At 38.7% G+C, this 23201-nt stretch carries 21 protein-coding genes; 9 read left to right on the top strand and 12 right to left on the bottom strand.

What is annotated here, in order from left to right:
* Window positions 1-73: 73 nt before the first annotated feature.
* The 7 genes from CXF79_RS21710 to CXF79_RS21680 all read left to right on the top strand — a co-directional run bounded on the left by CXF79_RS21710 (window position 74) and on the right by CXF79_RS21680 (window position 6270).
* On the top strand, window positions 74-730 hold the full coding sequence (locus tag CXF79_RS21710) for a nitroreductase family protein (RefSeq protein WP_101157851.1): 657 nt from the start codon (window positions 74-76) through the stop codon (window positions 728-730).
* Between the two features lie 158 nt (window positions 731-888).
* Window positions 889-2013: a UDP-N-acetylmuramate dehydrogenase gene (gene murB / locus CXF79_RS21705; protein ID WP_232769284.1), complete on the top strand. Its 1125-nt coding sequence runs from the start codon at window positions 889-891 to the stop codon at window positions 2011-2013.
* Window positions 2006-3007, top strand: a complete 1002-nt coding sequence (birA, locus tag CXF79_RS21700) for a bifunctional biotin--[acetyl-CoA-carboxylase] ligase/biotin operon repressor BirA (RefSeq protein WP_101157849.1) — start codon at window positions 2006-2008, stop codon at window positions 3005-3007. The genes murB and birA overlap by 8 nt, the downstream gene beginning before the upstream one ends.
* On the top strand, window positions 3004-3753 hold the full coding sequence (locus CXF79_RS21695; RefSeq protein WP_101157847.1) for a pantothenate kinase: 750 nt from the start codon (window positions 3004-3006) through the stop codon (window positions 3751-3753). Before birA ends, CXF79_RS21695 begins: the two co-directional genes overlap by 4 nt.
* Before the next feature lie 87 nt (window positions 3754-3840).
* Window positions 3841-4572, top strand: a complete 732-nt coding sequence (mtnN, locus tag CXF79_RS21690; protein ID WP_101157845.1) for a 5'-methylthioadenosine/S-adenosylhomocysteine nucleosidase — start codon at window positions 3841-3843, stop codon at window positions 4570-4572.
* 45 nt (window positions 4573-4617) lie between these two features.
* The gene (locus tag CXF79_RS21685; RefSeq protein ID WP_101157843.1) at window positions 4618-5583 is read left to right on the top strand and encodes a cobalamin biosynthesis protein CobD/CbiB; all 966 of its coding nucleotides are present in this window, start codon (window positions 4618-4620) and stop codon (window positions 5581-5583) included.
* Between the two features lie 27 nt (window positions 5584-5610).
* Window positions 5611-6270 carry a trimeric intracellular cation channel family protein gene (locus CXF79_RS21680; protein ID WP_101157841.1) on the top strand — a complete coding sequence of 220 codons (660 nt, stop codon included), beginning with the start codon at window positions 5611-5613 and terminating at the stop codon, window positions 6268-6270.
* 327 nt (window positions 6271-6597) lie between these two features.
* Here the strand turns inward: CXF79_RS21680 and CXF79_RS21675 are convergent, their stop codons facing one another.
* From CXF79_RS21675 to CXF79_RS21665, 3 genes are all read right to left on the bottom strand, one after another.
* Window positions 6598-7224 (bottom strand): lysophospholipid acyltransferase family protein, encoded by a 627-nt coding sequence (locus CXF79_RS21675; RefSeq protein ID WP_232769283.1) that lies wholly within the window; start codon window positions 7222-7224, stop codon window positions 6598-6600.
* Window positions 7225-7276: 52 nt separating this feature from the next.
* Window positions 7277-7600, bottom strand: a complete 324-nt coding sequence (locus CXF79_RS21670; protein ID WP_101157839.1) for a ribonuclease E inhibitor RraB — start codon at window positions 7598-7600, stop codon at window positions 7277-7279.
* 97 nt (window positions 7601-7697) lie between these two features.
* Window positions 7698-8183 (bottom strand): DUF4136 domain-containing protein, encoded by a 486-nt coding sequence (locus CXF79_RS21665; protein ID WP_232769282.1) that lies wholly within the window; start codon window positions 8181-8183, stop codon window positions 7698-7700.
* A gap of 236 nt (window positions 8184-8419) precedes the next feature.
* Here CXF79_RS21665 and CXF79_RS21660 point away from each other — a divergent pair, with 236 nt between their 5' ends.
* On the top strand, window positions 8420-9310 hold the full coding sequence (locus CXF79_RS21660; protein ID WP_011045462.1) for a TraB/GumN family protein: 891 nt from the start codon (window positions 8420-8422) through the stop codon (window positions 9308-9310).
* Between the two features lie 44 nt (window positions 9311-9354).
* On the opposite strand, the gene CXF79_RS21655 is transcribed toward CXF79_RS21660, so the two are convergent.
* The 6 genes from CXF79_RS21655 to nosR form a co-directional block, all read right to left on the bottom strand.
* Entirely contained in the window at window positions 9355-9858 is a 504-nt protein-coding gene (locus tag CXF79_RS21655) for a nitrous oxide reductase accessory protein NosL (protein ID WP_101157835.1), read from the bottom strand.
* Complete coding sequence (locus tag CXF79_RS21650; RefSeq protein WP_101157833.1) at window positions 9858-10676, bottom strand: ABC transporter permease; 819 nt, start codon at window positions 10674-10676, stop codon at window positions 9858-9860. Before CXF79_RS21650 ends, CXF79_RS21655 begins: the two co-directional genes overlap by 1 nt.
* Window positions 10676-11590 carry an ABC transporter ATP-binding protein gene (locus CXF79_RS21645; RefSeq protein ID WP_101157831.1) on the bottom strand — a complete coding sequence of 305 codons (915 nt, stop codon included), beginning with the start codon at window positions 11588-11590 and terminating at the stop codon, window positions 10676-10678. Before CXF79_RS21645 ends, CXF79_RS21650 begins: the two co-directional genes overlap by 1 nt.
* 4 nt (window positions 11591-11594) lie before the next feature.
* On the bottom strand, window positions 11595-12998 hold the full coding sequence (locus CXF79_RS21640; protein WP_101157829.1) for a nitrous oxide reductase family maturation protein NosD: 1404 nt from the start codon (window positions 12996-12998) through the stop codon (window positions 11595-11597).
* A gap of 1128 nt (window positions 12999-14126) precedes the next feature.
* Window positions 14127-16028, bottom strand: coding sequence for a TAT-dependent nitrous-oxide reductase (gene nosZ / locus CXF79_RS21635; protein WP_041737171.1), 1902 nt, complete (start codon window positions 16026-16028; stop codon window positions 14127-14129).
* A 60-nt stretch (window positions 16029-16088) separates the two neighbouring features.
* A complete protein-coding gene (gene nosR, locus CXF79_RS21630) occupies window positions 16089-18278 on the bottom strand; it encodes a transcriptional regulator NosR (protein ID WP_101157828.1) in 2190 nt (729 codons plus the stop codon).
* Window positions 18279-18561: 283 nt separating this feature from the next.
* Between nosR and CXF79_RS21625 the strand changes: the two genes are divergently transcribed.
* The gene (locus CXF79_RS21625; protein WP_101157827.1) at window positions 18562-18990 is read left to right on the top strand and encodes a hypothetical protein; all 429 of its coding nucleotides are present in this window, start codon (window positions 18562-18564) and stop codon (window positions 18988-18990) included.
* Window positions 18991-19074: 84 nt separating this feature from the next.
* Here the strand turns inward: CXF79_RS21625 and glsA are convergent, their stop codons facing one another.
* The 3 genes from glsA to tyrS form a co-directional block, all read right to left on the bottom strand.
* The gene (gene glsA, locus CXF79_RS21620; RefSeq protein ID WP_232769281.1) at window positions 19075-20076 is read right to left on the bottom strand and encodes a glutaminase A; all 1002 of its coding nucleotides are present in this window, start codon (window positions 20074-20076) and stop codon (window positions 19075-19077) included.
* 15 nt (window positions 20077-20091) lie between these two features.
* Complete coding sequence (locus CXF79_RS21615; protein WP_101157826.1) at window positions 20092-21486, bottom strand: DcaP family trimeric outer membrane transporter; 1395 nt, start codon at window positions 21484-21486, stop codon at window positions 20092-20094.
* Between the two features lie 292 nt (window positions 21487-21778).
* Window positions 21779-22978 carry a tyrosine--tRNA ligase gene (gene tyrS / locus CXF79_RS21610; protein ID WP_101157825.1) on the bottom strand — a complete coding sequence of 400 codons (1200 nt, stop codon included), beginning with the start codon at window positions 22976-22978 and terminating at the stop codon, window positions 21779-21781.
* Window positions 22979-23201: the final 223 nt, after the last annotated feature.

Genomic DNA, 23201 nt, shown 5'->3' with positions numbered 1-23201 from the left:
ACCTTAGCGGCATTGAATATCAACGTCATAGCTACTACCTTATGTTGATATTACTTTTCTTGATGGAATCATTATGACTCACCCTATTATCGAAGATCTTGCTAGCCGCCATACGGTAAAAAAATACGACGCAACGAGAAAAATCCCTCAAACAGATTTAGATGTCCTATATGAAGCCATGCGTCTTTCAGCTTCGTCTATCAATTCCCAGCCATGGAAGTTTATCGTACTCGAAAGTGATGCCGCCAAGCAGCGCTTGAATAATACCTTTGCCAATATGCATGAGTATAATAAGAAACATGTTTTTGATAGCTCGCAGGTGATACTTTTTGCTCATAATCCAAAATATACACGTGAGGACTATGCCAAGGTAGTTGACAAAGGTATTGAAGACAAACGCACACTTGCTGAAAAACGAGAAGCAGCTTTTGCTGTTTATTCATTTGCTGAGCTAAATACTAGCGAATCTGGTGATACCAGCACTTGGACCAAAGCACAAACTTACTTAGCCTTAGGTAATACTCTTCATATACTTGCTCGACTGCAAATTGATTCCACACCAATGGAAGGTATTGATATTGAGTTGGTGAATAAAGAGTTTAGCGATGAGCTTGATGGTTATCAATGTGATGTCGCATTGGCTATTGGTTATCATCACCCGGAAGACGATTTCAATGCCAAGTTACCAAAATCTCGTTTAGCCCTTAACGATGTTCTAGTGCGTATTTAGTCTCTTTGAACAGTAAATTACTCATGAAGTGCTAGTAAAGTACTAGTAATAAATAAAATGAGTCATCCATGTAAATAAGGTAGCAAGAAATTCTTTGTTACCTTATCTTGGTTAATCGTTGTGAAAAATTGGAGTTAAGTAGATTTTTCAGTACAATAATGATTCTTTCATTTTTCATTTTCATGGCTATGCACTCAAATCAAAATTACTCCCTAAAAAGCAGTAACAGCTTTAATATTAAGGCGAGTTGCTCACGTATCTATTTCCCAAGCTCCCTGGCAGAATTACAGCAGTTACCTGATTTATCTTCGGAAAATTTTTATATTCTGGGCGATGGCAGTAATACCTTATTTGTAGAATCTCAAGCACCCACTATTATTCAGCCGAAATTTAACGGTATCAATATTGTTGAACAAGACGATCACTTTATTGTTACGGTTGGTGCAGCAGAAAACTGGCATGACCTTGTTTGTTTTTGTTTGGATCAAGGGATTTATGGTTTAGAGAATTTAGCCTTGATTCCCGGTAGCGTTGGTGCAGCGCCAGTGCAAAATATTGGCGCCTACGGGGTCGAATTCGCTGATTTTTGTCAAGAAATACAGTGGTATGAATTTGCCAGTGAAACACTGCACTCGCTCACTAAACAAGCTTGTCGATTTGCCTACCGTGATAGCATTTTTAAGCAGGAACGTTATAACAAAGGGTTAATTACTCAAGTGACCTTTAATTTTCCGAAAGCATGGCAAGCAAATCTTTCTTATGCGGGACTAGATACTCTTGCCAAAGAAAGCACGGCTAAACAAGTGATGGCGCAAGTCATTGGATTACGCAGTAGCAAGTTACCTGATCCTAAAGAGTTACCTAATGCAGGTAGTTTCTTTAAAAACCCCATAGTCAATGACGCAGACTTTGCTCAATTACAGCAGCAATACCCTAAAATCCCCCATTACCCTCAGAAAAACGGTGAGATAAAACTGGCCGCTGGTTGGTTAATTGATCAGGCGGGATTAAAAGGATTTCGGCATGGCGACGTTGGCGTTCATCAACAACAAGCCTTAGTTCTAGTGAATTATGGTAGTGAACTAGGGGCAGAAATTATTAGTTTAGCTAAGTATATTCAACAGAATGTAGCAAAAAAATTCTCAGTATCATTAATACCTGAAGTGCGCATGATTACACATAAAGGCGAGAGATCATTCTCTTCGTTGAGTGATTTAAATCCTATCGAAAATATCACTGTTATTGGAGATAGTAATTCTATTAGAGGTAGTAGTGATGACTAAAACAGTTAAAGAGCACTTAGTTAAGTCATTAGCCTCAGGTCAATTTATTTCAGGACAGTTGCTCGGTGAGCAATTAGGCATCAGTCGTACTGCTATCGCTAAACATATTAAAGTATTAACCGAAATTGGCTTAGATATTTACAGTGTCACCGGTAAAGGTTACAAGCTGGCGCAGCCGCTGTACTTATTAGAGAAAGAGAAAATTATCAGTCTATTGGCTGATGAAACAAACCCGCAAGCTGAAAAGCAAAGCGACTTACCATTGATTGAAGTGCATAGCTTAATTGACTCTACCAATGATTATTTAATGAGGCGTTTGCCTAATCAAGTAACATCAGGACAGGTTTGTTTAGCGGAATATCAGAGCGCTGGTCGTGGTCGTCGTGGTAGGCAGTGGATTTCGCCTTTTGGCTCGCAAATATACTTGTCTATGTACTGGTACTTAGAACAAGGATTATCAGGGGCTATGGGATTAAGTTTACTCACGGCACTAGCGGTCAGCGATGCAGTAAAAGCCCATAGTAACGTACAAGTTCAGTTGAAGTGGCCTAATGATATTTATCTTGATGGCGTCAAGCTCGCAGGTATCTTAATTGATCTTGAAGGGCAGGCATTAGAGCCTAGTCATTGTGTTATTGGCATTGGTTTAAATCTACATATGCCAGTGGACGCAGGTAAATTAATTGAACAAAAATGGACAGATCTACAATCACACAGTAAAGTCAAAATCGATAGAAATGGGCTCAGTGCACAATTAATTAGTTGTTTACGAAAGCGATTACAACAACATCAGCAAGTGGGTTTAGTGCCGATGTTAGAAGAGTGGCATGCTCATGATGCTTTTTTAAATAAGCGGGTAAAATTAATTACCGGCGAACGAGTAACTCATGGCATATGTCGAGGAGTTAATAACCAAGGTGCTTTACTACTAGAGGTCGACGGGCAAGTTAAACCAGTCTACGGTGGTGAAGTAAGCCTTAGGATGGACGAATGATCCTATTAATTGATATCGGCAATAGCCGAACGAAATATGTGCAGCTCATTAGCGGTGAGCTATCAGCGACTACGCAGCTAAGCAATAGTGAGTTTTCTGAAGAATATTTTACAAAATACTTCAACCAAGCTAGCCAGTTAATCGTTGCCAATGTGGCGAAGTCGGCATTAACCGATGAACTTGCTACTTGGTGTGCAAGAGAAAAAATTAACTATAAACAAGTGCATAGTGAACAGAAAAAAAACACCTTGATTTCAGCGTATCAAGAACCAACAACCTTAGGTATAGACCGCTGGCTCGCACTATTAGGCACTATACATCTTTACCCACAGGAAAATGTATTAATAATAGATGCAGGCACTGCGACCACTGTAGATTTATTGACGAGTAATGGTCAACACCAAGGTGGTTGGATATTAGCTGGTATTAACGCACTGTTTACTAGTATTTTAAGCCATAGCACCTTGGTTCATGCAAAAAGTAAGACAATGCCTAGCTTAGCATTTGGTGTTAACACGACTGATAATGTTAACAACGCGTGTTGGGCAGCAACGCTAGGCATGATTGAGCGAGCCATTGAGCAAGCACAGAAATTAGGTGATATTAATCGCATTATATTAACAGGTGGTGATGGTAAAGCGTTAACAAGGTTATTGTTAGCACAGACAACTGAAAATATTCTAGCGGTAGAAAACATTCAATTTATCGATAACCTTATTTTCTTCGGCCTGCAGGAATACGCATAAAAAAATGCTTCAAATTGCCATAGTGAAATGAAATAAGCAGTTATTATTTACACATTTTAATTATATTAAACACAGTTAGGAATGATCATGAAAGCAGGAATTATTGGCGCAATGGAGCCAGAAGTTGCCATTTTAAAAGAAAAATTAACCGATGCTAAAAGCACAGAACATGCAGGTTACACTTTTCACCAAGGCCAATTAGACGGTAGTGATGTCGTTATTGTTCAATCAGGGATTGGTAAAGTTGCGGCGGCGCTAGCAACAGCAATATTAATTGACCGTTTTCAAGTAGATTACGTTGTTAATACTGGCTCTGCTGGTGGTTTTGATGCGAGCTTAAAAGTAGGTGATATTGTGGTGAGCTCAGAAGTTCGCTATCACGATGTTGATTTGACTGCCTTTGGTTACGAAGTTGGCCAATTACCAGCCAATCCTGCGGCGTTTATGCCACATGATGATTTAGTGGCAGCGGCAAAAAAAGGCATTGAACAATTAAGCCAAACAGCTGGGGAAAACATTAAAGCGGTAACAGGGTTGATCACTACAGGAGACACTTTCATGACTAAAGAAGAAGATGTCGCCAAAGCACGTGCTAACTTCCCCACTATGGCAGCAGTTGAAATGGAAGGTGCTGCAATAGCCCAAGCGTGTTTGCAGCTTAAAACACCTTTTGTTGTTATTCGCTCACTTTCTGATATTGCTGGTAAAGAATCACCGCATACCTTTGAAGAGTATTTAGAAACAGCGGCGGTTAACTCATCGCAACTAGTACTGAATATGTTAGGACAACTTAAAGGTAAAGTACTTAGCGCAGCCTAAGCACTTTACTTAAACTAGAAGCTGGCAATTGAAAAGGGATAATTAATGACAGTACTCACCGAGTTAGCACCTTTTACTTACCATGTGTTAATTCTCATGGTAGTGCTGATCATTAAGTCCTTAGTTAGTCATTTCATTGCCCATGAGCCACTACGCTTTTTCCAATTTTATTGCTTACAGTTAGGTAATAAGGTTAATAACAGTAAAAATGGTACTCAACATCAAACCATCGCTGGTTTATTAGCGCTGTTAGTCACTTTGGTACCGATAGTTATTATTTTATGGCTCTTTGCTGACTTTATTGCGGTTGATTACCTATGGCAAGGGTTATTACTTTATCTTGCCCTAGGCAGCCTTAATCTAGGGCAGGTAAACATAGGTATTGCGCAAGCTTTAGTTGCTAAACAAAACTATCTGGCAAAGCAAACTCTCAAGCCATTACTCTTGCGAGAAACAGATCAACTCTCATCAGTGGGTTTAAGTAAAGCAGCTATTGAAATGCACTTGCTTCGCAGTTTGCAGCAAATTTATGTGGTTAGCTTCCTCTTTATTATCGTTGGTCCGTTAGCGGCTCTGAGCTACCGACTAATGTTAGAAATGCATTATTGTTGGAATACTAAATTAGGGCGATATAAGCACTTTGGCTTTTACAGTCAGCTGTTTATCCAGCTTATCCAATGGTTGCCTAGCCGGTTAATGGCGTTATTGATATTACTAAGTACTGTAGGGCAGGGCAGTTTATTATTTTGGCGCTTAACTCGAGGCCACTTCTTTAAACTCAATAATAATTTTTTTATAGCGGTACATGCTTTTTCGCTTACCGTGAGACTCGGCGGAGTTGCTATGTATCAAGGCGAAAAATTACGTAAGGCCGCCTTTAATGATCTTGGCAAACAGCCAGAGCCACGCGATATTATTAACGCAAGCCGAAAAATTAATTTCACTATCTATAGCAGTTTATTTTTACTCGTGCTGTCAGCACTATGCTGGCAGTTAGTCACGTCAAGCTAATCTCCCTTTAGTTAATTTGGTATTTACATGAACGACTTTTTATTTTATTTAGATATTTTTGGCGTCATTGTTTTTGCCTTATCAGGGGCGCTTATGGCTGGGCGTTATCAACTTGATCCTTTTGGTGTTGTGGTGTTGGCTTCAGTTACTGCTGTGGGTGGCGGTACCATTCGAGATGTTATTTTACAAACGCCCGTCTTTTGGGTGGAAAAACCCTACTACCTCTATGTTATTTTAGCGACTGCAATACTCACCATAGTGCTTATCAGACAACCAAAACGGATCCCTAAGCGTTTCTTGCTCATTGCCGATGCATTAGGTTTAGCCTTGTTTGCGGTTTTAGGCACGCAAAAAGCACTTTACTTGGGCGCACCAATCCCAGTGGCTGTGGTATTAGGTACTATTACGGGTATTGCCGGCGGTATGATTCGAGATGTTTTATGTAATGTAATCCCGATGATTTTACGTGAAGAGATTTATGCGCTGGCGGCCATGTTAGGTGGTAGTTTATTTATTATATTGCATGGATTAAATTGGAATGATACCAATGCGATGATTGTCTCAATCTCTGCAGCATTGGCTCTACGCCTAGCCGCTATCTATTGGCATGTTTCATTACCGGCTTTTCATATTGTTGAAAAGCCAAAAAAAGAAAAAGGCACAACTAAGATCATAGGGAAAAAATAAAATTACTGTCTAACGGCTTATGTAAGAATAAAGTAAAAAAAACAATACTTTTAATTCGAAATTTGGTCGTGTGATATGAGAACTAGTAGTGGCTGTATTTCAATTTCTTCCCTCAATACCAATAGCTAGCTATTGGTCAATCAAACGCCATGAGTATGACGGTAAATAAGAGAGATTTTTTCATTGGGAAGCACCAAGCTAGGTATAACAACTCGTTGTTGTAACGAGTTAAAAAGGTGCCGATATTTTATCAGTTACAAACAATTACCCAGTGTGCCATATTGCCGCAATCAGCGGGTCTGATAGCTAATTAGCCAGTGCTGTAAGCTATCGGCTAAACGTTTTGTTCATTTGTTGTTGTATCTCTTCGTACCAATTATCAGTAATGCTGACTGCAGGTAAAGCTTCTATCTCTATGGTACCTGAAGTCGCTGATTTATCAGACTCGTTATAAACATCTAAGATATTCTTAATAACAACGGGTTGAGCTTTAAGTTTAAGCTTTTCAACCAGTAATTTTGCACCTGCTTCAAAAGGTTCAATTTGTCCTGATTGTGAGCGTGTTCCTTCAGGAAAGATGATAACCTTTTTACCTTTGCAAATTTTTACGTCTTTTAATAATTTGATGATGGCACGGCTGTCTTTTTGATCGACGGTAATATGACCAACCCTATCGACAATTCGAGAAACAGGCCATTTATCCATAATACCTGTTCTACCGATAAAACGCGTATCCAAGCCTACGACCTCTTCAAGAGAGAAGATATCAAACATGCTTTGATGATTAACAATTAAAATATCGGTATCGTCATCAATTATGCCGGTAAGGTTTACCCGAGCACCAACACTACGCACAATTCTAACAACAAAAAATTGGCGAAAACGATTGAACATCGCCCCATGGCGCTTACACAGAGAGAGTGCAACAGACTCGGCCGCTATGAAGACATACATAGAGTATTTTTTTAGATAAAAGCTAAACATGAGTATTATTCAGAAGCGGTAATTAAGCTTCAATCCCCCAGCCATCGGTGTAACCAGCAAACTGGGTAACGATTTTATCAAAAGCTTCTTCTTGTTTAACAATAGCTTCATGTGATGGTGTCATAACAACGGTACAATCTACATCCCAAACATTAGGTGTTTCATCTGGGTGTAAGTCGCATTTTACTTCGGGCAAGTGTTCGTTTAAATGTTGAACCATAGCCTGTGCTTGGCTTTCTTTCTCAAACAAATGAAAAAATACCACATCATGTGATTGGCTCAAGTCTATACCTGCTTGGTGCATTTCGGCTAATACTTGGCCTGTTTCGTCATCTGGGTAGTTCATATATGGGTAAGATTCTTATGTTATTGAATGGAGCATTATAAATCGGTAAAAGCGGCTTGAATAGAGCTTGGGATAAATAAATATTTTTGTGTCATTTTTATTTTCCAGGATACTGAGTCAGCATAACATCAACCGCTTCCATTGTTTTTTCATTTTGTGTGGTGCTGTTATCTTTTGGCTTGAAATCTAGCGGATATATACTGCGCCACACAGAACGATTACGTTTAGGATCGACTAAATCAATAATCAAACCGCCCGGATAAATAGACCAATCATCGTTGTCTTGTTGCCAAGTATTGGCTTTTAAACAGTGTGGGCAAAATAGCACGACTTTATTATAATCTTGGTAATCTTGACGTGTCCCCTTAACTAGGTGATAGGTCACTATCATATCTGCACTTTCAAGGTCACTGTAAACAAAATCTTGTGCATTGAGGCTCTTTTCTATTGCTATTTCAATACGGTTTCGCTGTGCATGGCTCAGGCTTTGACTATCAAAAAACTTTGAATCACTCGGGTAAAAGCTATAGGTTTTTACTTGAGAAAAATCAAAACTAGTATGATAGGTCACAGGGTTGTTCATTGAGCTACAACTAGATAAATTCAATACAAGTAGGTAGAGTAGCAGTAATTTTATCGGCAATGTTAATACCATAAGTTAGCCAACACAGAGTAAAGAATGCGCTAGAAGTAAAACGCTAGCCTAACAACTGGCTTAAGGTTTGAACAGGGAAACCGACAATATTATAGATTATCGCCTGATTACAGCGCTTTTTAACCTTGAACTGCACTATTTACACAAAAGAATAAGGATATTTAATGATTAAAAGTACTTATAAGCATCTATTTATTGGTGCATCCCTTCTTGCAATGAGTTTTGTTTCTTTAACCGCGCAAGCACAATCATCTGTTTGGAAAGTCAGTAAAGGCAATGACTATATTTTTATCGGGGGGACAGTGCACATTTTACCACCGTCAGAATTCCCACTACCCAAAGAATTTAATGAGGCTTATAAACAAAGCGATAGCATAGTATTAGAAGCTAACTTATCCGATGCCAGTAATGCTGATTTTCAACTGAAAATGATGCAACAAATGACTTATAGCAATGGCAAAACTATTAGCAGTTTTTTATCAACGAAAACGCAAAAAGAACTCAGTCAGTATGTTTCTTCTTTAGGTGTCGATCTAGCTATGTTTGAGCACTTTAAACCTGGGTTTTTGGTCACTATGCTGGCGTTATTAGAAGCGCAAAAAGCACAGTTATCAGGAGAAGGTGTTGATATCTTCTACAGCAAACAAGCAACTAGAGATAATAAAGAGATAGCCTATTTGGAGAGCGCTGAGTTTCAAATGAATATGATTGCTAATATGGGTATTGGCGATGAAGATCGTTTCATCAAGTCAAACCTTGAGCAAATGACAGACTTTAAAGCGATGTTTTTAGGCTTACTTAAAGCCTGGCGAGCAGGTGATGAACAGCAGCTTAATACGTTAGCTATTCTTCCAATGAAGGATGATCCTAAAACATTTAAAAAATTACTAACCGATAGAAACCACACTTGGATATCACATATTGATCGCATGTTTTCTGACAATGGTAAAAGCACAGGTAAAGAATTTGTTTTAGTAGGTGTTGCGCATTTAGCGGGTGATAAAAGTGTTTTAGCGTTATTGAAAACTAAAGGGTATCGCGTAGAAAAGCTTTAATGTCATGGAACCCCATTTATAATGGGGTTCTCTTTAATGACTCTCTACCAAAGACTATCTTGATTCACGTCTTTAAAGCTAAGTACTTTACCGCCAAACTCATCAGCAAACGCTTGAGCATCCGTTTGTAAACTAAAGCTCGCTAGTGTTTTCCCCATAGCTCCTGTTTTTTCAGAGCCAGTTACATACCAAGCAGTTTTAGCATCAATAAAATATTTATCATCAATACTGTCACTGCCCCAAGGCATTTTACTCATATCATGTACCAGTATTTGACTGACATTACGGGTATTTTCTGGGTCTAAATAATAGCTAAACATATCGCGGGTAGAGCAGAACTTAAAGACTTTATCACCTTGCTCTTTTCGGAAAACTTCGCCTTTAGGGCCATCAAAATTGGTGATAAGCATGCCACATAAATGGCATTCATCGCTGCTTTCCATGGCAACAGCTTTATGAATTACGGCTTGTTGTGCTGAATTATCTGAACAAGCAGATATGACAATTAAACAAAAAAGTGCACCGAGCGTTTTAAAAATAGCAGACATTACAGTTTTTTCCTTTTGAAGATAAATATGGCGATGCTCAAGGGTAATGCAACCCAAGCAAATAAAGCGGTGAACAACTGTCCTTGTGAGAGGCTGGCATTAATGGCAACAGCAAGAGCGCCGTTAACATCACTACTATCAAGGCCTGAAAGGTTTACCAAACGGAAAATATCCGCAGGATTAAGCATCATCAATTGCGTTAAACCGGCTTGGGTAATACCTTCTTCAACGCCAACAAGTAAAGCTAATAACGCTAAATCAAAGGCAAGCGCAAACAAGAACCAAGTGATTAAAGCAAAACCAGCGGCTTTAGATTTTTCACTTACCGATAAACTAATTAAATAAGAAATTGCAGTAAAACTTAAGCCTAATAAAATCGCACTAACAATAAATACTGAGAAGCTTGTTAATACTTGGATGTCACCGAGTTGGAAATACAGTAATACCGCCGATGAGCCAAAACCAAGCAAGGTCGCTAGGGCGATAATGCTGCCTTGGCCAATAAACTTACCAAGTAATAATTGGCTTTTACTTAATGGGTAGGTCAATAGTAACAACAAGGTACCGCTTTCTTGTTCACCGACAAAGCTATCGTAGCTTAGCAGCAAGGCAATCAGTGGAATAAGAAAAACAGCTAAACTGGCTAAACTGGCAACCGTTGTTGAAAGTGAAGCTACACCCACAGCACCAGAGGCTGCTGCGCCAAAGTAAGTTAGACCAATAGACAGTAGAGCAAAAATGAGTGTAATTGAGATTAACCAACGATTTCTTAAACCATCGTGAAACTCTTTATTGGCAACGGTTAATATTTGTCTCATTATTTTTTTTCTCCACTTTCATGTTTCAACAAGAAGTGCTGATAAACTTGCTCTAAATTTGCAGTATCTACCTGTAAATCATCTAAGCCTTCATGGCTGAGTAGCTGCTTTAATACCTTCATTTTTTCCTGTTCAGGTACCAATAAAGTATTCGGACAGCTGGCGGTTAAAAAACCTTTTAGTTTGCTGTCATTAGCTACGGCTCCATTAAGTCCAAAGGGTTTAATAGCAACAGGTAAAGCAGCTTGTTGGCGCAATTGGGCTAACGTACCCATAGCTAATAATTCACCAGTCGATAAAATCATCGCCCGATCAATATGTTGCTCAACACCTGGCAAAACATGAGAACATAGAATGACACTAGAGCCGTTTGACTTTAATTGATCCACTGTTTTATAAAAATCGCGGGTAGCAATGGGATCTAAACCAACGGTTGGCTCATCAAGCAATAATAACTTTGGTTCACCGATAAATGCTTGTGCTAGACCTAAGCGTTGACGCATACCCTTGGAGTACGTCTTTACTTGTCTTTTCATTGCATGGGTAATACCCACTTGCTCAAGTAAATCAATAGCTTGTTTTTTATTGAAACCTTTTAATTTTGCAAAATAAGTTAATACTTCTAAGCCGGTAAGCTGTTCATAAAAGCTCACGTTTTCAGGTAAGTAACCAACTTTACTGCGGCAATGCCACGCTTCTTTTGAATCAGGTGCCATGCCCATGACTTCAACCGTACCGCGACTTGGAGAAATAACCCCTAGGATGAGTTTCATCATTGTAGTTTTACCGGCGCCGTTATGGCCAAATAAACCCAGAACCTCACCTTGGTTCAAGTGCATTGTCACTGACTTTAAAGCATCGAGTTGCTGGTAGCTTATACCTGCATCGGTGAGTGATACTAGTGGAGTACTCATAAAATTATTCCTTCAAGCTTGCGCTAGTGGTGTTTGCTGACTGCGCAGAATTACTTTTTGTAAAGGTAGAGGTTGTAACAGCAAGTGGTGTAGCGGCTTGCTCGTTTTTTGTTAAACTTGGGGCGCTCATTAATGGGTAGCTGTCTTTAACGCCAGGAGGTTTAAGTACCGGAAATTGTCTTTGAACCCAGCGCAAAATTAAAATTGCAGGGCTGTCCATAATCATTTTCATTTCTGGATATTGCCAGACGAGTTTATCTATACCGTCGTTCGGTTCAAAAATAGTATCGCCGATGCCATCATTTCCCATATCCCAGCCTAAATAATTACTCCAGTAATTACCTCGACCATCTTTGCTCCATTCTTGTTTTTTATTGGAAACATATTTAACTTGGGTGGGGTTATTGATAAAGCTATTACCGAAGATTTTGATGTTTTCCGAGCCCGCAGTAAGGTGGATGCCTATTTCAGCGGTATCAATAATATTGTGTTTTACCGTATTGTAGCCAGAGTTATAAACAAATAAACCTTTACCATCGCGGCCAAGCACTTTGTTTTCAGGCTTTGTCCAAACGTTTTTAACATAGTTATGACTAAAAGTAGATTGGGTAATAAAATTCAGTAAAAAACCATAATCTTCGCTGTTGGTTGTTTTATTGCCGGTAATAGTTAATCGACGTGAACTCATTAGGGCGTAACCTGCACGAGTATCGTAAGCGGTATTATCTTTTACTGTATTATCATAAGAATACATATAATGAATACCGTAGCGTAAATGGTGCATGGTATTTTGTTCAATTATATTATTTTGACTGGAAATAACATAAACACCGTCACGGGTTTCACTAACTTCGTTAAGAAAAACATGACTATTAGTGACATTGGCAACTTGAATACCGTTCCCTCTGTCAGCTGAACGTAATGTTAAATTTCCTTTAACGCGGTTATGGCTAATAATCGCTTTGTCAGCCTGATTAAGCCAGATGCCAAAACCGTCCCCGATTAAAATGTTATTTCTAATGGTTAAGCTAGGCACTTTGTTATTGTCTATTTTACCGTGAGAATAGATACCAGAATTTTGGTCAGTTAAGTCATGACCCCAGTTGGTTATGGTTAGGTTTTCTATGGTGATCTGTGAATTTTTGAGCCATAAACCATGACCTTTACCTAGAGAGTCTATAATGGCTTCGCCTTTGTTATTGCTACGAAGTGTTACTTGATTGGAGATAATGAAATTACCGAAATAACTCCCAGGTCCTAATGTAATAACATCGCCATTTTGGCTATTATTAAGAGCTTGTTGTAAATCATCAGCGGGTGATAATTGAATTTCTTGCGCACTTACTTGTTGAGCATAAAAACTGCTGAAGATGAACAAGATGGCAAGTGATTTTTTAAAGAGTAGCAAAACAATTATTCTATAAAGGGGTAACTAAATGCAGCATAGCATTATTCGATGAAAATCAGTTGATCTCGATTAAATAAGTTTCATTTATAGGCTCTTATAGGGAATGAAATTATAAAAAAACCTTGCAATAGCGTGGGTAATTGTATTTGTCTGTATGTAGGCACGATATACCGCTGATTTATAAGGTTTAGAGCTTAAACTGTCAAGTATCGGCAAATAGATGCCAATGGTTTTTCATGTTTATTTGTATTACACCAAGATAAGTCAGTTTCCTATTACAGAGCCCACAAAAATCCCAACACTTTTCAGTGTTAGGCTTTTGAATTTGTTATTAACTGTTTGTTAAATTAAAGCCTAAGCTTCAACGAACATACGGCCACGCATTTCCATGCTTGTCGTATATTAACTGCATGACAGAACTAGTTTCCTGTTATTAAGATCAAAAAAAGGCCTGATACTTTGCAGTGTCAGGCTTTTGAATCTGTAATTAACTGCTTGTTAAATTAAAGCTTCAACGAACATACGGCCACGCATTTCCATGCTTGTCGTATATTAACTGCATGACAGAACCAGTTTCCTGTTATTAAGATCACAAAAAAGCCTGACACTTTTCAGTGTCAGGCTTTTGAATTTTTAATTAACTGCTTGTTAAGTTAAAGCTTATGCTTCAACGAACATGCGGCCACGCATTTCCATGCTTGCAGTATATTAACTGCGTGACAGAACCAGTTTCCTGTTATTAAGATCACAAAAAAGCCTGACACTGCAAAGTATCAGGCTTTTGAATTCTTAATTAACTGCTTGTTAAGTTAAAGCTTATGCTTCAACGAACATGCGGCCACGCATTTCCATGCTTGTCGTATATTAACTGCATGACAGAACCAGTTTCCTGTTATTAAGATCACAAAAAAGCCTGACACTTTTCAGTGTCAGGCTTTTGAATTTTTAATTAACTGCTTGTTAAGTTAAAGCTTATGCTTCAACGAACATGCGGCCACGCATTTCCATGCTTGCAGTATATTAACTGCGTGACAGAACCAGTTTCCTGTTATTAAGATCACAAAAAAGCCTGACACTGCAAAGTATCAGGCTTTTGAATTCTTAATTAACTGCTTGTTAAGTTAAAGCTTATGCTTCAACGAACATGCGGCCACGCATTTCCATGTGTAGTGCATGACAGAACCAGTTACAGTAATACCATTGTACGCCAGGTTTGTTGGCAGTGAAGGTAATAGAAGAAGTCTGTTGAGGACCAATTTCCATTTGTACGCCGTGGTTAGTCATACAGAAACCATGAGTAACATCTTCTACTTGGTCAAGGTTAGTTATGATTACCGTAACTTCATCACCTAGTTTTACAGTAAATTCACTCATACCATAAGTTGGTGCAACAGAAGTCATATATACACGTACTTTTTTGCCATCGCGAATAACTTTATTGTCACTCATCGGATCAACACCATCACGCTTCGCGATTGCTAATGTTTCTGCAAATGTTGGCTCATCACGAGTATAAACTTTCTTAGGCTTAACTTTACTACGGTGTACCATAATACAGTCATGCGGTTCAGCAAATGTTGGGCCATCATGAACAAGCTTCATTACATCACCAGAAATATCAATTAATTGATCATTTTCTGGTTTAAGTGGTCCAGTAGGTAAGAATCTATCTTTAGAGAACTTACATAAAACAACTAACCATTTACCATCAGCATCACGTGATTCACCTTGTGTTGTATGGTTATGGCCTGGTTGATAATGCACATCTAGTTTTTGACGGATGTAGTTAACTTTTTCGCCTTTGTACGCTTTAATAGCATCTTCAACATTCCATTTAGCAATTTGGCTATCTAGGAATAAGGTAGTGTAAGCATTACCACGGCCATCAAAAGCGGTATGTAAAGGACCTAAACCTAACTCTGGCTCTGCTACTACAGTGTCACGAGGTTTAATTTTGTTAGCAAATAAATCATCCAATTTAGCAATAGAAATTACTGTTACTGTTGGTGATAATTTACCATTTGCCATGAAGTATTTACCTTCTGGCGAAGTATTCAAACCATGAGGTGATTTTGGTACTGGAATATAACGTGTTAATTCAGAGCCTTTACGGCCATCTAATACTGGTACATCATTACCGTTGTAAGTTTTGAATTTACCGGCTTTAAGTGCAGCTTCACAAGCCGCTAAGCTGAATATAACAACGTGGTCACGCTCAGCAGAAATCATTTCGCCTAAGTTCATACCCATTTCTGAGTTGTAACAGGTAGATGCGAAGTATTTTCCATCAAAATCAGCATCAGTATTATCTAAGTTACCGTCAACCATTACTTGGAAAGCCATTTCCATGGTTTCTGCGTCAATTACGTTGTATAACGAACGGTAAGTGCTGACATCTCTCATGCCGTCTTTACCATCGTTATTCATTGGAATTTCAAATTCACCATTACAAACAACATATTTAGTATATGGTGCTTTTTGTACACGTAATCCGTGAACTGCTTGTACGTTTGGTACCGTAAGCATTTTGTCACACTTCATGATGTCACAACGAATACGTGCTACACGAGAGTTAGCTTTATCGTTAATGAAAACATATTTACCGTTGTAACTACCATCGGTCATACTCATATGAGGATGATGTGAGTCACCCATCATGATATCGGCGCTGTCGCCTTTAACACGTTTAGATTCTTCAGTTAAACCCCAGCCTGTTGCTGAGTCAGTATTAAATACTGGAATACGCATTAACTCACGCATTGATGGGATACCCATAATACGTACTTCACCAGAATGACCACCTGACCAGAAGCCATAATACTCATCTAATTCACCTGGATGAACCACTGGGCTCATTGCCAATTCTTTTCTTTGTGCTTGCGCAGTAGAGGCAAACATAGCTGCTGTCATTGGCGCTGCTACAACACCTGCACCAATTAAGGCACTTTTACCAAAAAACTTACGACGTTCTTCGCTTTCCAATGTAACTTCATTGGAGTCATTCGTTAAATTTAACTCTTCTTTACTCATTGGTATTCTCCACTTTACTTAAAATGTAATTAAATTTGTTATTTAGCTCGCTTGATCCAATTAAGCTACTTCGGTTATTTCTATTTCTGTTTCTTTAAACTTTGCTTTTTTTCTTGCTATTTTTTTCAATGGTGGACATTTTTCTTCATTAAAATAGGTCACTTGGCAATCAAGACAGTAATGGCACTCACGCATATTGATAACACCATCTGGATCTATTGCTTGAATCTCACATTCTTTAGCACATGTTTTACAAGGCTGACCACATTCAGGACGACGACGTAACCAGCTGAATAAACGAATGCTATTACTCGTTGATAATGCTGCGCCTAACGGGCACAAGTAACGACAGAAGAACTTGCGGTTAAAAATATTAATAATGAGTAGGATAGATGCATATAATACAAACGGCCATTCACGATCAAATTTTAGTAGGAAAGTTGTTTTAAATGGTTCTATTTCAGCGAATTGCTCTGCCAGTGATAATGACTCCATCGACAAGCCAAACAACGCTAATAAAATTAGATATTTGATGGCCCATAAACGCTCATGTACAGCCCAAGGTAATTCAAATTGTGGAATTTTGATGTGGCGGGCAAAAATATTCATTAATTCTTGTAACGCGCCAAACGGGCATAACCAGCCACAGTAGACCGCACGGCCCCACAAAATCATGGTGACTGCTGCTGCGCCCCAAAGAATGAAAATCACCGGGTCAAGTAAGAACAAGTCCCAAGAAAAATCAGACATAAAGGCTTGTAAGAAGGTAAATACGTTCACTACAGAGAGTTGTCCGCCCCAAGACCAACCAATAAATACTACCGTAACAATTAAGAATAAGTGACGGAAGTTATGCATAAATGTTGGATGACGAACAAGGATGTCTTGGAAAAACAAACTCATCACAACAATAATAAGCAAGATAATGAGTACAATGACTTCGGCTTCTTTTTCTTTCCATACTTGCTGCGCTAGCGTTAATTCTGGCTCAGGCATAATGACAGCTGGGCGATCTAAATATTTGTCTAAGGTATGATAATCAGCTTTAAAACTTGTGAATATGCTTTCTAGAGGACCGGTTTGACGACGAACTAATAACTCTAGTTGCCAATCAGAAGCGGGGTTAAATTTGTGGTGGTCACGAATAATAAAGACTGAACGTTCAGTGAATTGTGGCGCTCCTTCAATATAAATATCGGGTACACGACTATGATCTAAATCCCTAAAGGCAAATGCATCGCCATTTTGTAATATTTGAAGACGATCAAAAATAGCACCACGAACATAACCTGAACCTTTAAATGAGTAACCTGTACCCATTAAAATAAGTGCGTGTTCACCGGGTTTTAGTGACGACATAATATAGTCATATTCACTATCGCCTAATAAGTTACGACCAACTGTAGGAATGTTTAATTGTGCAAAATAAACCTCAGCAAACATATCTTGTTTTTGTTCGCTACTCGCTTCTTCAACATGTTCAGCGTCAGTACCAACAAAAGCTTCATCAACCGTTTTTCTGTTGAGGTATAACTTACGAATAGAGCCATCACCTGTGAGGGTAGTCCAATCTGACTTGGCAAAAACGTCAGGGTAAATGGTTCCCATCGGTTGAATTACTTCTTGGCTAGCACTAATAATACCTAGCGCACGAGCAACCTTTGTTGCTGATTTTACAATACCAACATTCATCACCATTACCGTAACGGTTGCGCCGGAAAGGCCATCGATATGAATAACGTTGTCGGTTTTGTTACCGCCAACTTTTAGGCGGTCACTCACATGTAAACCGTCATATTGTTTGGTGAAATTATGTAATTTACTCTCAGGAATACCCGCTAATATGATCGGTTCATGATGCTCTAATACTTTAGCGCCTAAATAAACGCCTTTAGGATCAATAGCCACTAACATATTGACTGGTTCGCCTGAATAGGCAGGAATTTTAGCTATGTCGTTAGTTTCAAAGGCGTAACCTAAAATTTCTTCGCCTTCAGTTCCTTGTTTGTATACGGTCCAAACTAAGGGCCCACCTTCGTTAGTGGTTTGTTTTTCACTAATTTTAGTTTGCTCGGCAAAGATCTCCTTAATTAACGGCATAGGATCTTTAGGAGGGCTTACGAAAAGGGCTTGTGCGGGCATGATGACACATAAAAATAGAACCAACACTTGGGTAAGCGCTGTTCTCAATGTAGAGACTGTTTGCTGGGGAAAACGCATAAAGACGTTAAAAAATTTATTTACTAACATGACATCGCCAAAGTGTTGTGTTCATACAGTATGGTATAAAAACAACCAACTGCGACAATATGTCACAGTTTACGCTTTCACCTTAAAGCCGTTATGATGTAGATCAAGCTATGTAAATAAATGTACTGTGGTTTGAACTCCTTAAATCCCTATATAAATTATGGGTATATGTATCGATATGAAGGTAAATAGCTTAATAGAAAACTATGACTTTACTTCAATTGAACAAGCCGTTTAATGGTAACTAAAGCGCACAACCCGCTATTTTTATAGGTAAATTGATATGTTTGCAGTACATGGTGATTGGCGAATATTAGTACAGAATAATTATGTCTTACAGTGGTTCAGTGGTTGCTGGAATGAAGAAGCGGCTATTCAATATAGTCAAGAATTTAGAGATAAAACAGCGCATTTAAATGGAACTCATTGGGCTATTTTTTCCTATTTTGATGAGTGGGAGTTAGGTGTTCCTGAGATGGAATCTCATTTAATTGAGCATTGCCAGCAATTTAAAAATAATGGCTGTATTAAAGATTGTCATATTTATTCACCATCTGCTTGGAAGAGCATGCAACTTGAAAATATTGTCCCACAGAGTGAAGGGGATTATGAACGACGAGTGTTTGTTGAAGAGTCAGAGGCTATTGCATGGATGAAATCGTGCGGTTTTTCTATTGTGACAGGTGATTTTTTAAAAAATTTACCTGCGTAATTTTGACGTTGACCGCACGCCTAGTATCAAGGAGTGCGGTAACTAAAACCGTAAAAGCGTGCTAACAATATTTATACTAATGCATTAGAAAATATTAGCGTGTAATTTTTCGGCGATATAATCAATGGCTTTTTGCGCGCGTATGCTATTACCTGCAGAATCAAGCCTAGGTGAAAAAACAGCGACCGCAAATTTTCCAGGTGATACCGCGATAATACCGCCACCAACGCCACTTTTTGCAGGTAAACCTACCTGATAAGCCCACTGGCCACTATTTTCATAAAGTCCTGCGGTTGTCATTACTGCCAACACCCGTGAGACATTATCACTACTCATCAAACGTTTGTCTGTTAATGGATGAACACCGTTATTGGCGAATACCGATGCCATCACGGCAAGATCTTTGGTCGTAACGGCAACTGAACATTGGCGAGTATATACAGCTAGGTTGAGGTCGACATCACCATAAAAACGGTCATAAGACGTTAATAATTCGGCGATTGCGCGGTTATGACCGTTTGTATCAGATTCAGATTTATAAACATCTTCTAAAACACTTAATTTTCGGTTGGCAAATTTATCATACCAAGCGGAAAGAGCCGACCACTTAGCTTTCTCGTTTTTACCATCAAGTAAGCTTACCGTGGCTATTGCACCGGCATTAACTAAAGGGTTCACGCTGCGTGCTTTATTTAGTTCTATAGCCGTCACTGAGTTGAATGCTAAACCTGTGGCATTTACGCCTATTTTATCAACAATAGTTTGTGGGCCCTTTTGTTCCATTGCTAATGCTAAGGTGAATACTTTAGAAATAGATTGAATAGAGAAAGGCTGACTTACGTCGCCTTTGGTATAAATTTTGCCATGAGGAGTGACTACCGCTAAGCCAAAATAAGCTGAATCCACCTTGGCTAATGCAGGAATATAATCAGCATTCTTGCCTGAAGTATCATTTTCAAATTTATGATAGGCATCATCTAATATACTTTGTATAACGGGCTGTTGTGGAGATTTTGCCAATACCGGGCTGGCACAGGTTAATACTAAGAGTTGAACAAAAATTACTAGGTAGTTAGTTAACTTCATTAAATAGATTCCTTATTAATATTTAAAACCGACCGAGGCTTGGACTCTAAAGTTATCCGCTTCAAGGTTTGATTTACTTTGAACATCACCATACTGTAATTCAACGCCTGCTTTTATTTGACTAGCAGGATACCAAATAAGGTTCGCCGTTGAATAAGCACTATTTTTGATCGCTTTGTCTTTTTGCGTCACTAGATTATCAATAGTTAAATAGCTATAACCAATAGCGCTGCTCCACTTTTTACTCCACTGTTTATTATAATAGGCAAATCCGCCAGTCACAGGAATAGCTTTCAACCGGCCATTACCGTCTATACCTGCATCAACGCCACCGGTTTCATCACTGTAATAACTGCAGCAGGTGTCATTAACGTAACGACCAATACCTTCGCCATGCGCTAGTTGAAACTTTATCGAGTCCGCAGAGGTGAGTGTGATGGCACCTGAAATATTGAGTCCCCAACCTAAGGTTGTATCTTTAGTCGATAAGGTTTCATAGCCAAGTTGTCTAAACACCATAGCCGACTTTATGTAACCAAAATCACCTTTGTGTAAGTAAGACACGGTCAAGTCAGGCAACTCATTAATATCGTCATAATCTGCTTTGGTAGATGATTTTGGCACGGCAAAATCACTAGCAGATTTTTCTATGGTAAACATTATTCGGCCACTTTCACTTACTGCTGTGCTATAGCGCACTTGAGGCTGGCGGCTAAATACCATGGAGTTAGGACCCCAGAAATCTAAAATATTGGGAAAGGAATTAATGTCCATGAACCCACTAAAGGTTTGACCGGCACCAAAATCACCTATTTCTCCCCATAAATGGGTAAGGTTAAAATCAGCATTACCTTGGTCATCAAACATATCAAACTCAAAGCGAGTGGTCATAGCGCCAAACTGGGTCGGAGTGTAGCTTTTAAAAGATAAATTAGATTGGCCAACACTAAGCAGGGTATTGTCTTTAGTGGTATTGTTTTCATAAGCAATGGATGATGTTTGAAAGCCCGCCCGATTGGTCATTTCGCCACTATTATAAATAGCATCTAACCAAATCTGTCCGCCAATCTGTAAGGTGGTATCACTATTACTCAGTACAATACTTTTATCAGGTGCTTCAAAGTCATGACTAGGTCGCTGAGTAGTTTTAGGTATGACTACAACCTTTTTGCTATTATTTGATTTGTTTTTTCCATCTTTAGTTATTGTTGAGCTTTGATTGTTTTTCTTTTGCACTTGTTGCTCAAGTTCTAATAAGCGTTGCTCTAAACTTTTGATACGCTCCTTATCTGTTTGTTCACTGTAAGCACTTACTGAACAAAGTGTGCTCAATGCAGCTAAAGATAGTGATAATGAACGGGCAGCGTTAAAACGTCGAGATGATAGAATTGTCTGGGCAGGTTTAGTCATTTACAACCTCACTCTTTAAGTCGTACTCATTGATTTAAGTAATTTTATTTGGCTAAGTGTAGTTAAGTAAAATAAGTAGTAAGTAGCAAGAGATGAAGTGAGAATATAATCATTTAAGTGCCATCCATATGCATAATTATTGATCTCTACATTATCTTAATGACAGAATAAAACAACCAGTAATAGCAAATGACGTCTCCCTTGCAAGCAAAGAAAATAGTAGAAAAGGCATAAAAAAAGCCAGTAACATAAGTACTGGCTTGATATAAGATAAGTAAATTTTTTGACTAACTTAACTTACAGTAATACGTGCAAATTTACGTTTACCCACTTGATAAACTGCCGTTGTTCCAGCGCTAATAACTAAGCTACGGTCAGTAACTTTTTCGCTATCAATTTTAGCCGCGCCTTGTTTGATCATTCTAAAGGCATCAGAAGTACTACCGACTAATCCTGCATCTTTAAGCAAGTTAGCAATGGCTATTTCACCATTTTCAGTGGTAATCGTTAATTCCGGCATATCATCAGGTAACGCACCTTTTTGGAAACGATTGATGAATTCATCATGGGCAGCTTGTGCAGCCGCTTCATCATGAAAACGTGCAATAAGCTCTTTTGCTAAATCAATTTTAACATCACGCGGGTTTTTGCCATTTTCTATCTCGGTTTTATAACCTTCAATTTCTTCAAGTGGTTTAAAGCTAAGTAACTCGTAGTAACGCCACATTAATACATCTGAAATTGACATTATTTTGCCAAACATGTCAGTAGGCGTATCGGTAATGCCAATGTAATTGCCTAATGACTTAGACATTTTCTGAACGCCATCTAGGCCTTCAAGTAATGGCATCATTAATACTGTTTGTGGACGCTGACCTTCAGATTTTTGTAATTCACGACCCATTAATAAATTAAATTTTTGGTCGGTACCACCTAGCTCAACATCAGCCTTTAGTGCAACTGAATCCCAACCTTGCACTAAAGGGTACATAAACTCATGAATAGCAATGGCCTGGCCGTTAGCGTAACGTTTTTTAAAGTCGTCACGCTCCATCATACGGGCAACTGTTTGACGAGAGGCAAGTTGTAACATACCTGCCGCGCCTAATTTATCCATCCAAGTAGAGTTAAAGGCAACGGTTGTTTTCGCGGGGTCTAATATTTTAAAGACCTGCTCTTTATACGTTTCAGCATTGGCTAATACGTCTTCTTTAGTGAGTGCCTTACGCGTAACATTTTTACCCGTTGGATCACCAATCATTCCGGTGAAGTCACCAATCAAGAAAATAACTTCATGACCTAATTGTTGGAATTGACGAAGCTTGTTAATTAATACCGTGTGGCCTAAATGTAAGTCAGGTGCTGTTGGATCAAAACCCGCTTTGATTTTTAGCGGCTTACCTGTCTTAAGCTTTGTTAATAATTCTTCTTCTACTAATATTTCTTCTGCTCCGCGTTTTAGTTCGGCGAATGCTTGGTTAAAATCGGTCATTAGGACTCCACTGATTGGCTTTGAGTACTTAGTCTTTTAATAAATGATAACTACTGAGCGGAGCACTGAAAACAAGGCGCACACTGTTTTGGTAAGTTGAGTGGTTATATTGACTAGGTAAAGTTTATTTAATGGTCGAATTCTACTGCACTTTGCGGGTGGGATAAAACTTTATAATGGCTTTTTTAGTAAAGAAATAGTGATCTTAATGATAAACAGAGTT

This window comes from Colwellia sp. Bg11-28, from assembly GCF_002836245.1.
Lineage (GTDB): Bacteria > Pseudomonadota > Gammaproteobacteria > Enterobacterales > Alteromonadaceae > Colwellia > Colwellia psychrerythraea_A.
This window is presented reverse-complemented; position numbering and strand designations above follow the sequence as displayed.

Bases quoted from the DNA above. Each gene is read 5' to 3' on its own strand.
- nosR (WP_101157828.1), bottom strand. From the start codon at position 18,278: ATGTTAGTAAATAAATTTTTTAACGTCTTTATGCGTTTTCCCCAGCAA.
- CXF79_RS21675 (WP_232769283.1), bottom strand. From the start codon at position 7,224: ATGTATGTCTTCATAGCGGCCGAGTCTGTTGCACTCTCTCTGTGTAAG.
- CXF79_RS21655 (WP_101157835.1), bottom strand. From the start codon at position 9,858: ATGTCTGCTATTTTTAAAACGCTCGGTGCACTTTTTTGTTTAATTGTC.
- CXF79_RS21680 (WP_101157841.1), top strand. From the start codon at position 5,611: ATGAACGACTTTTTATTTTATTTAGATATTTTTGGCGTCATTGTTTTT.
- CXF79_RS21670 (WP_101157839.1), bottom strand. From the start codon at position 7,600: ATGAACTACCCAGATGACGAAACAGGCCAAGTATTAGCCGAAATGCAC.
- birA (WP_101157849.1), top strand. From the start codon at position 2,006: ATGACTAAAACAGTTAAAGAGCACTTAGTTAAGTCATTAGCCTCAGGT.
- CXF79_RS21695 (WP_101157847.1), top strand. From the start codon at position 3,004: ATGATCCTATTAATTGATATCGGCAATAGCCGAACGAAATATGTGCAG.
- CXF79_RS21660 (WP_011045462.1), top strand. From the start codon at position 8,420: ATGATTAAAAGTACTTATAAGCATCTATTTATTGGTGCATCCCTTCTT.
- CXF79_RS21625 (WP_101157827.1), top strand. From the start codon at position 18,562: ATGTTTGCAGTACATGGTGATTGGCGAATATTAGTACAGAATAATTAT.
- murB (WP_232769284.1), top strand. From the start codon at position 889: ATGATTCTTTCATTTTTCATTTTCATGGCTATGCACTCAAATCAAAAT.
- tyrS (WP_101157825.1), bottom strand. From the start codon at position 22,978: ATGACCGATTTTAACCAAGCATTCGCCGAACTAAAACGCGGAGCAGAA.
- CXF79_RS21710 (WP_101157851.1), top strand. From the start codon at position 74: ATGACTCACCCTATTATCGAAGATCTTGCTAGCCGCCATACGGTAAAA.
- mtnN (WP_101157845.1), top strand. From the start codon at position 3,841: ATGAAAGCAGGAATTATTGGCGCAATGGAGCCAGAAGTTGCCATTTTA.
- glsA (WP_232769281.1), bottom strand. From the start codon at position 20,076: ATGAAGTTAACTAACTACCTAGTAATTTTTGTTCAACTCTTAGTATTA.
- CXF79_RS21650 (WP_101157833.1), bottom strand. From the start codon at position 10,676: ATGAGACAAATATTAACCGTTGCCAATAAAGAGTTTCACGATGGTTTA.
- nosZ (WP_041737171.1), bottom strand. From the start codon at position 16,028: ATGAGTAAAGAAGAGTTAAATTTAACGAATGACTCCAATGAAGTTACA.
- CXF79_RS21615 (WP_101157826.1), bottom strand. From the start codon at position 21,486: ATGACTAAACCTGCCCAGACAATTCTATCATCTCGACGTTTTAACGCT.
- CXF79_RS21685 (WP_101157843.1), top strand. From the start codon at position 4,618: ATGACAGTACTCACCGAGTTAGCACCTTTTACTTACCATGTGTTAATT.
- CXF79_RS21645 (WP_101157831.1), bottom strand. From the start codon at position 11,590: ATGAGTACTCCACTAGTATCACTCACCGATGCAGGTATAAGCTACCAG.
- CXF79_RS21665 (WP_232769282.1), bottom strand. From the start codon at position 8,183: ATGAACAACCCTGTGACCTATCATACTAGTTTTGATTTTTCTCAAGTA.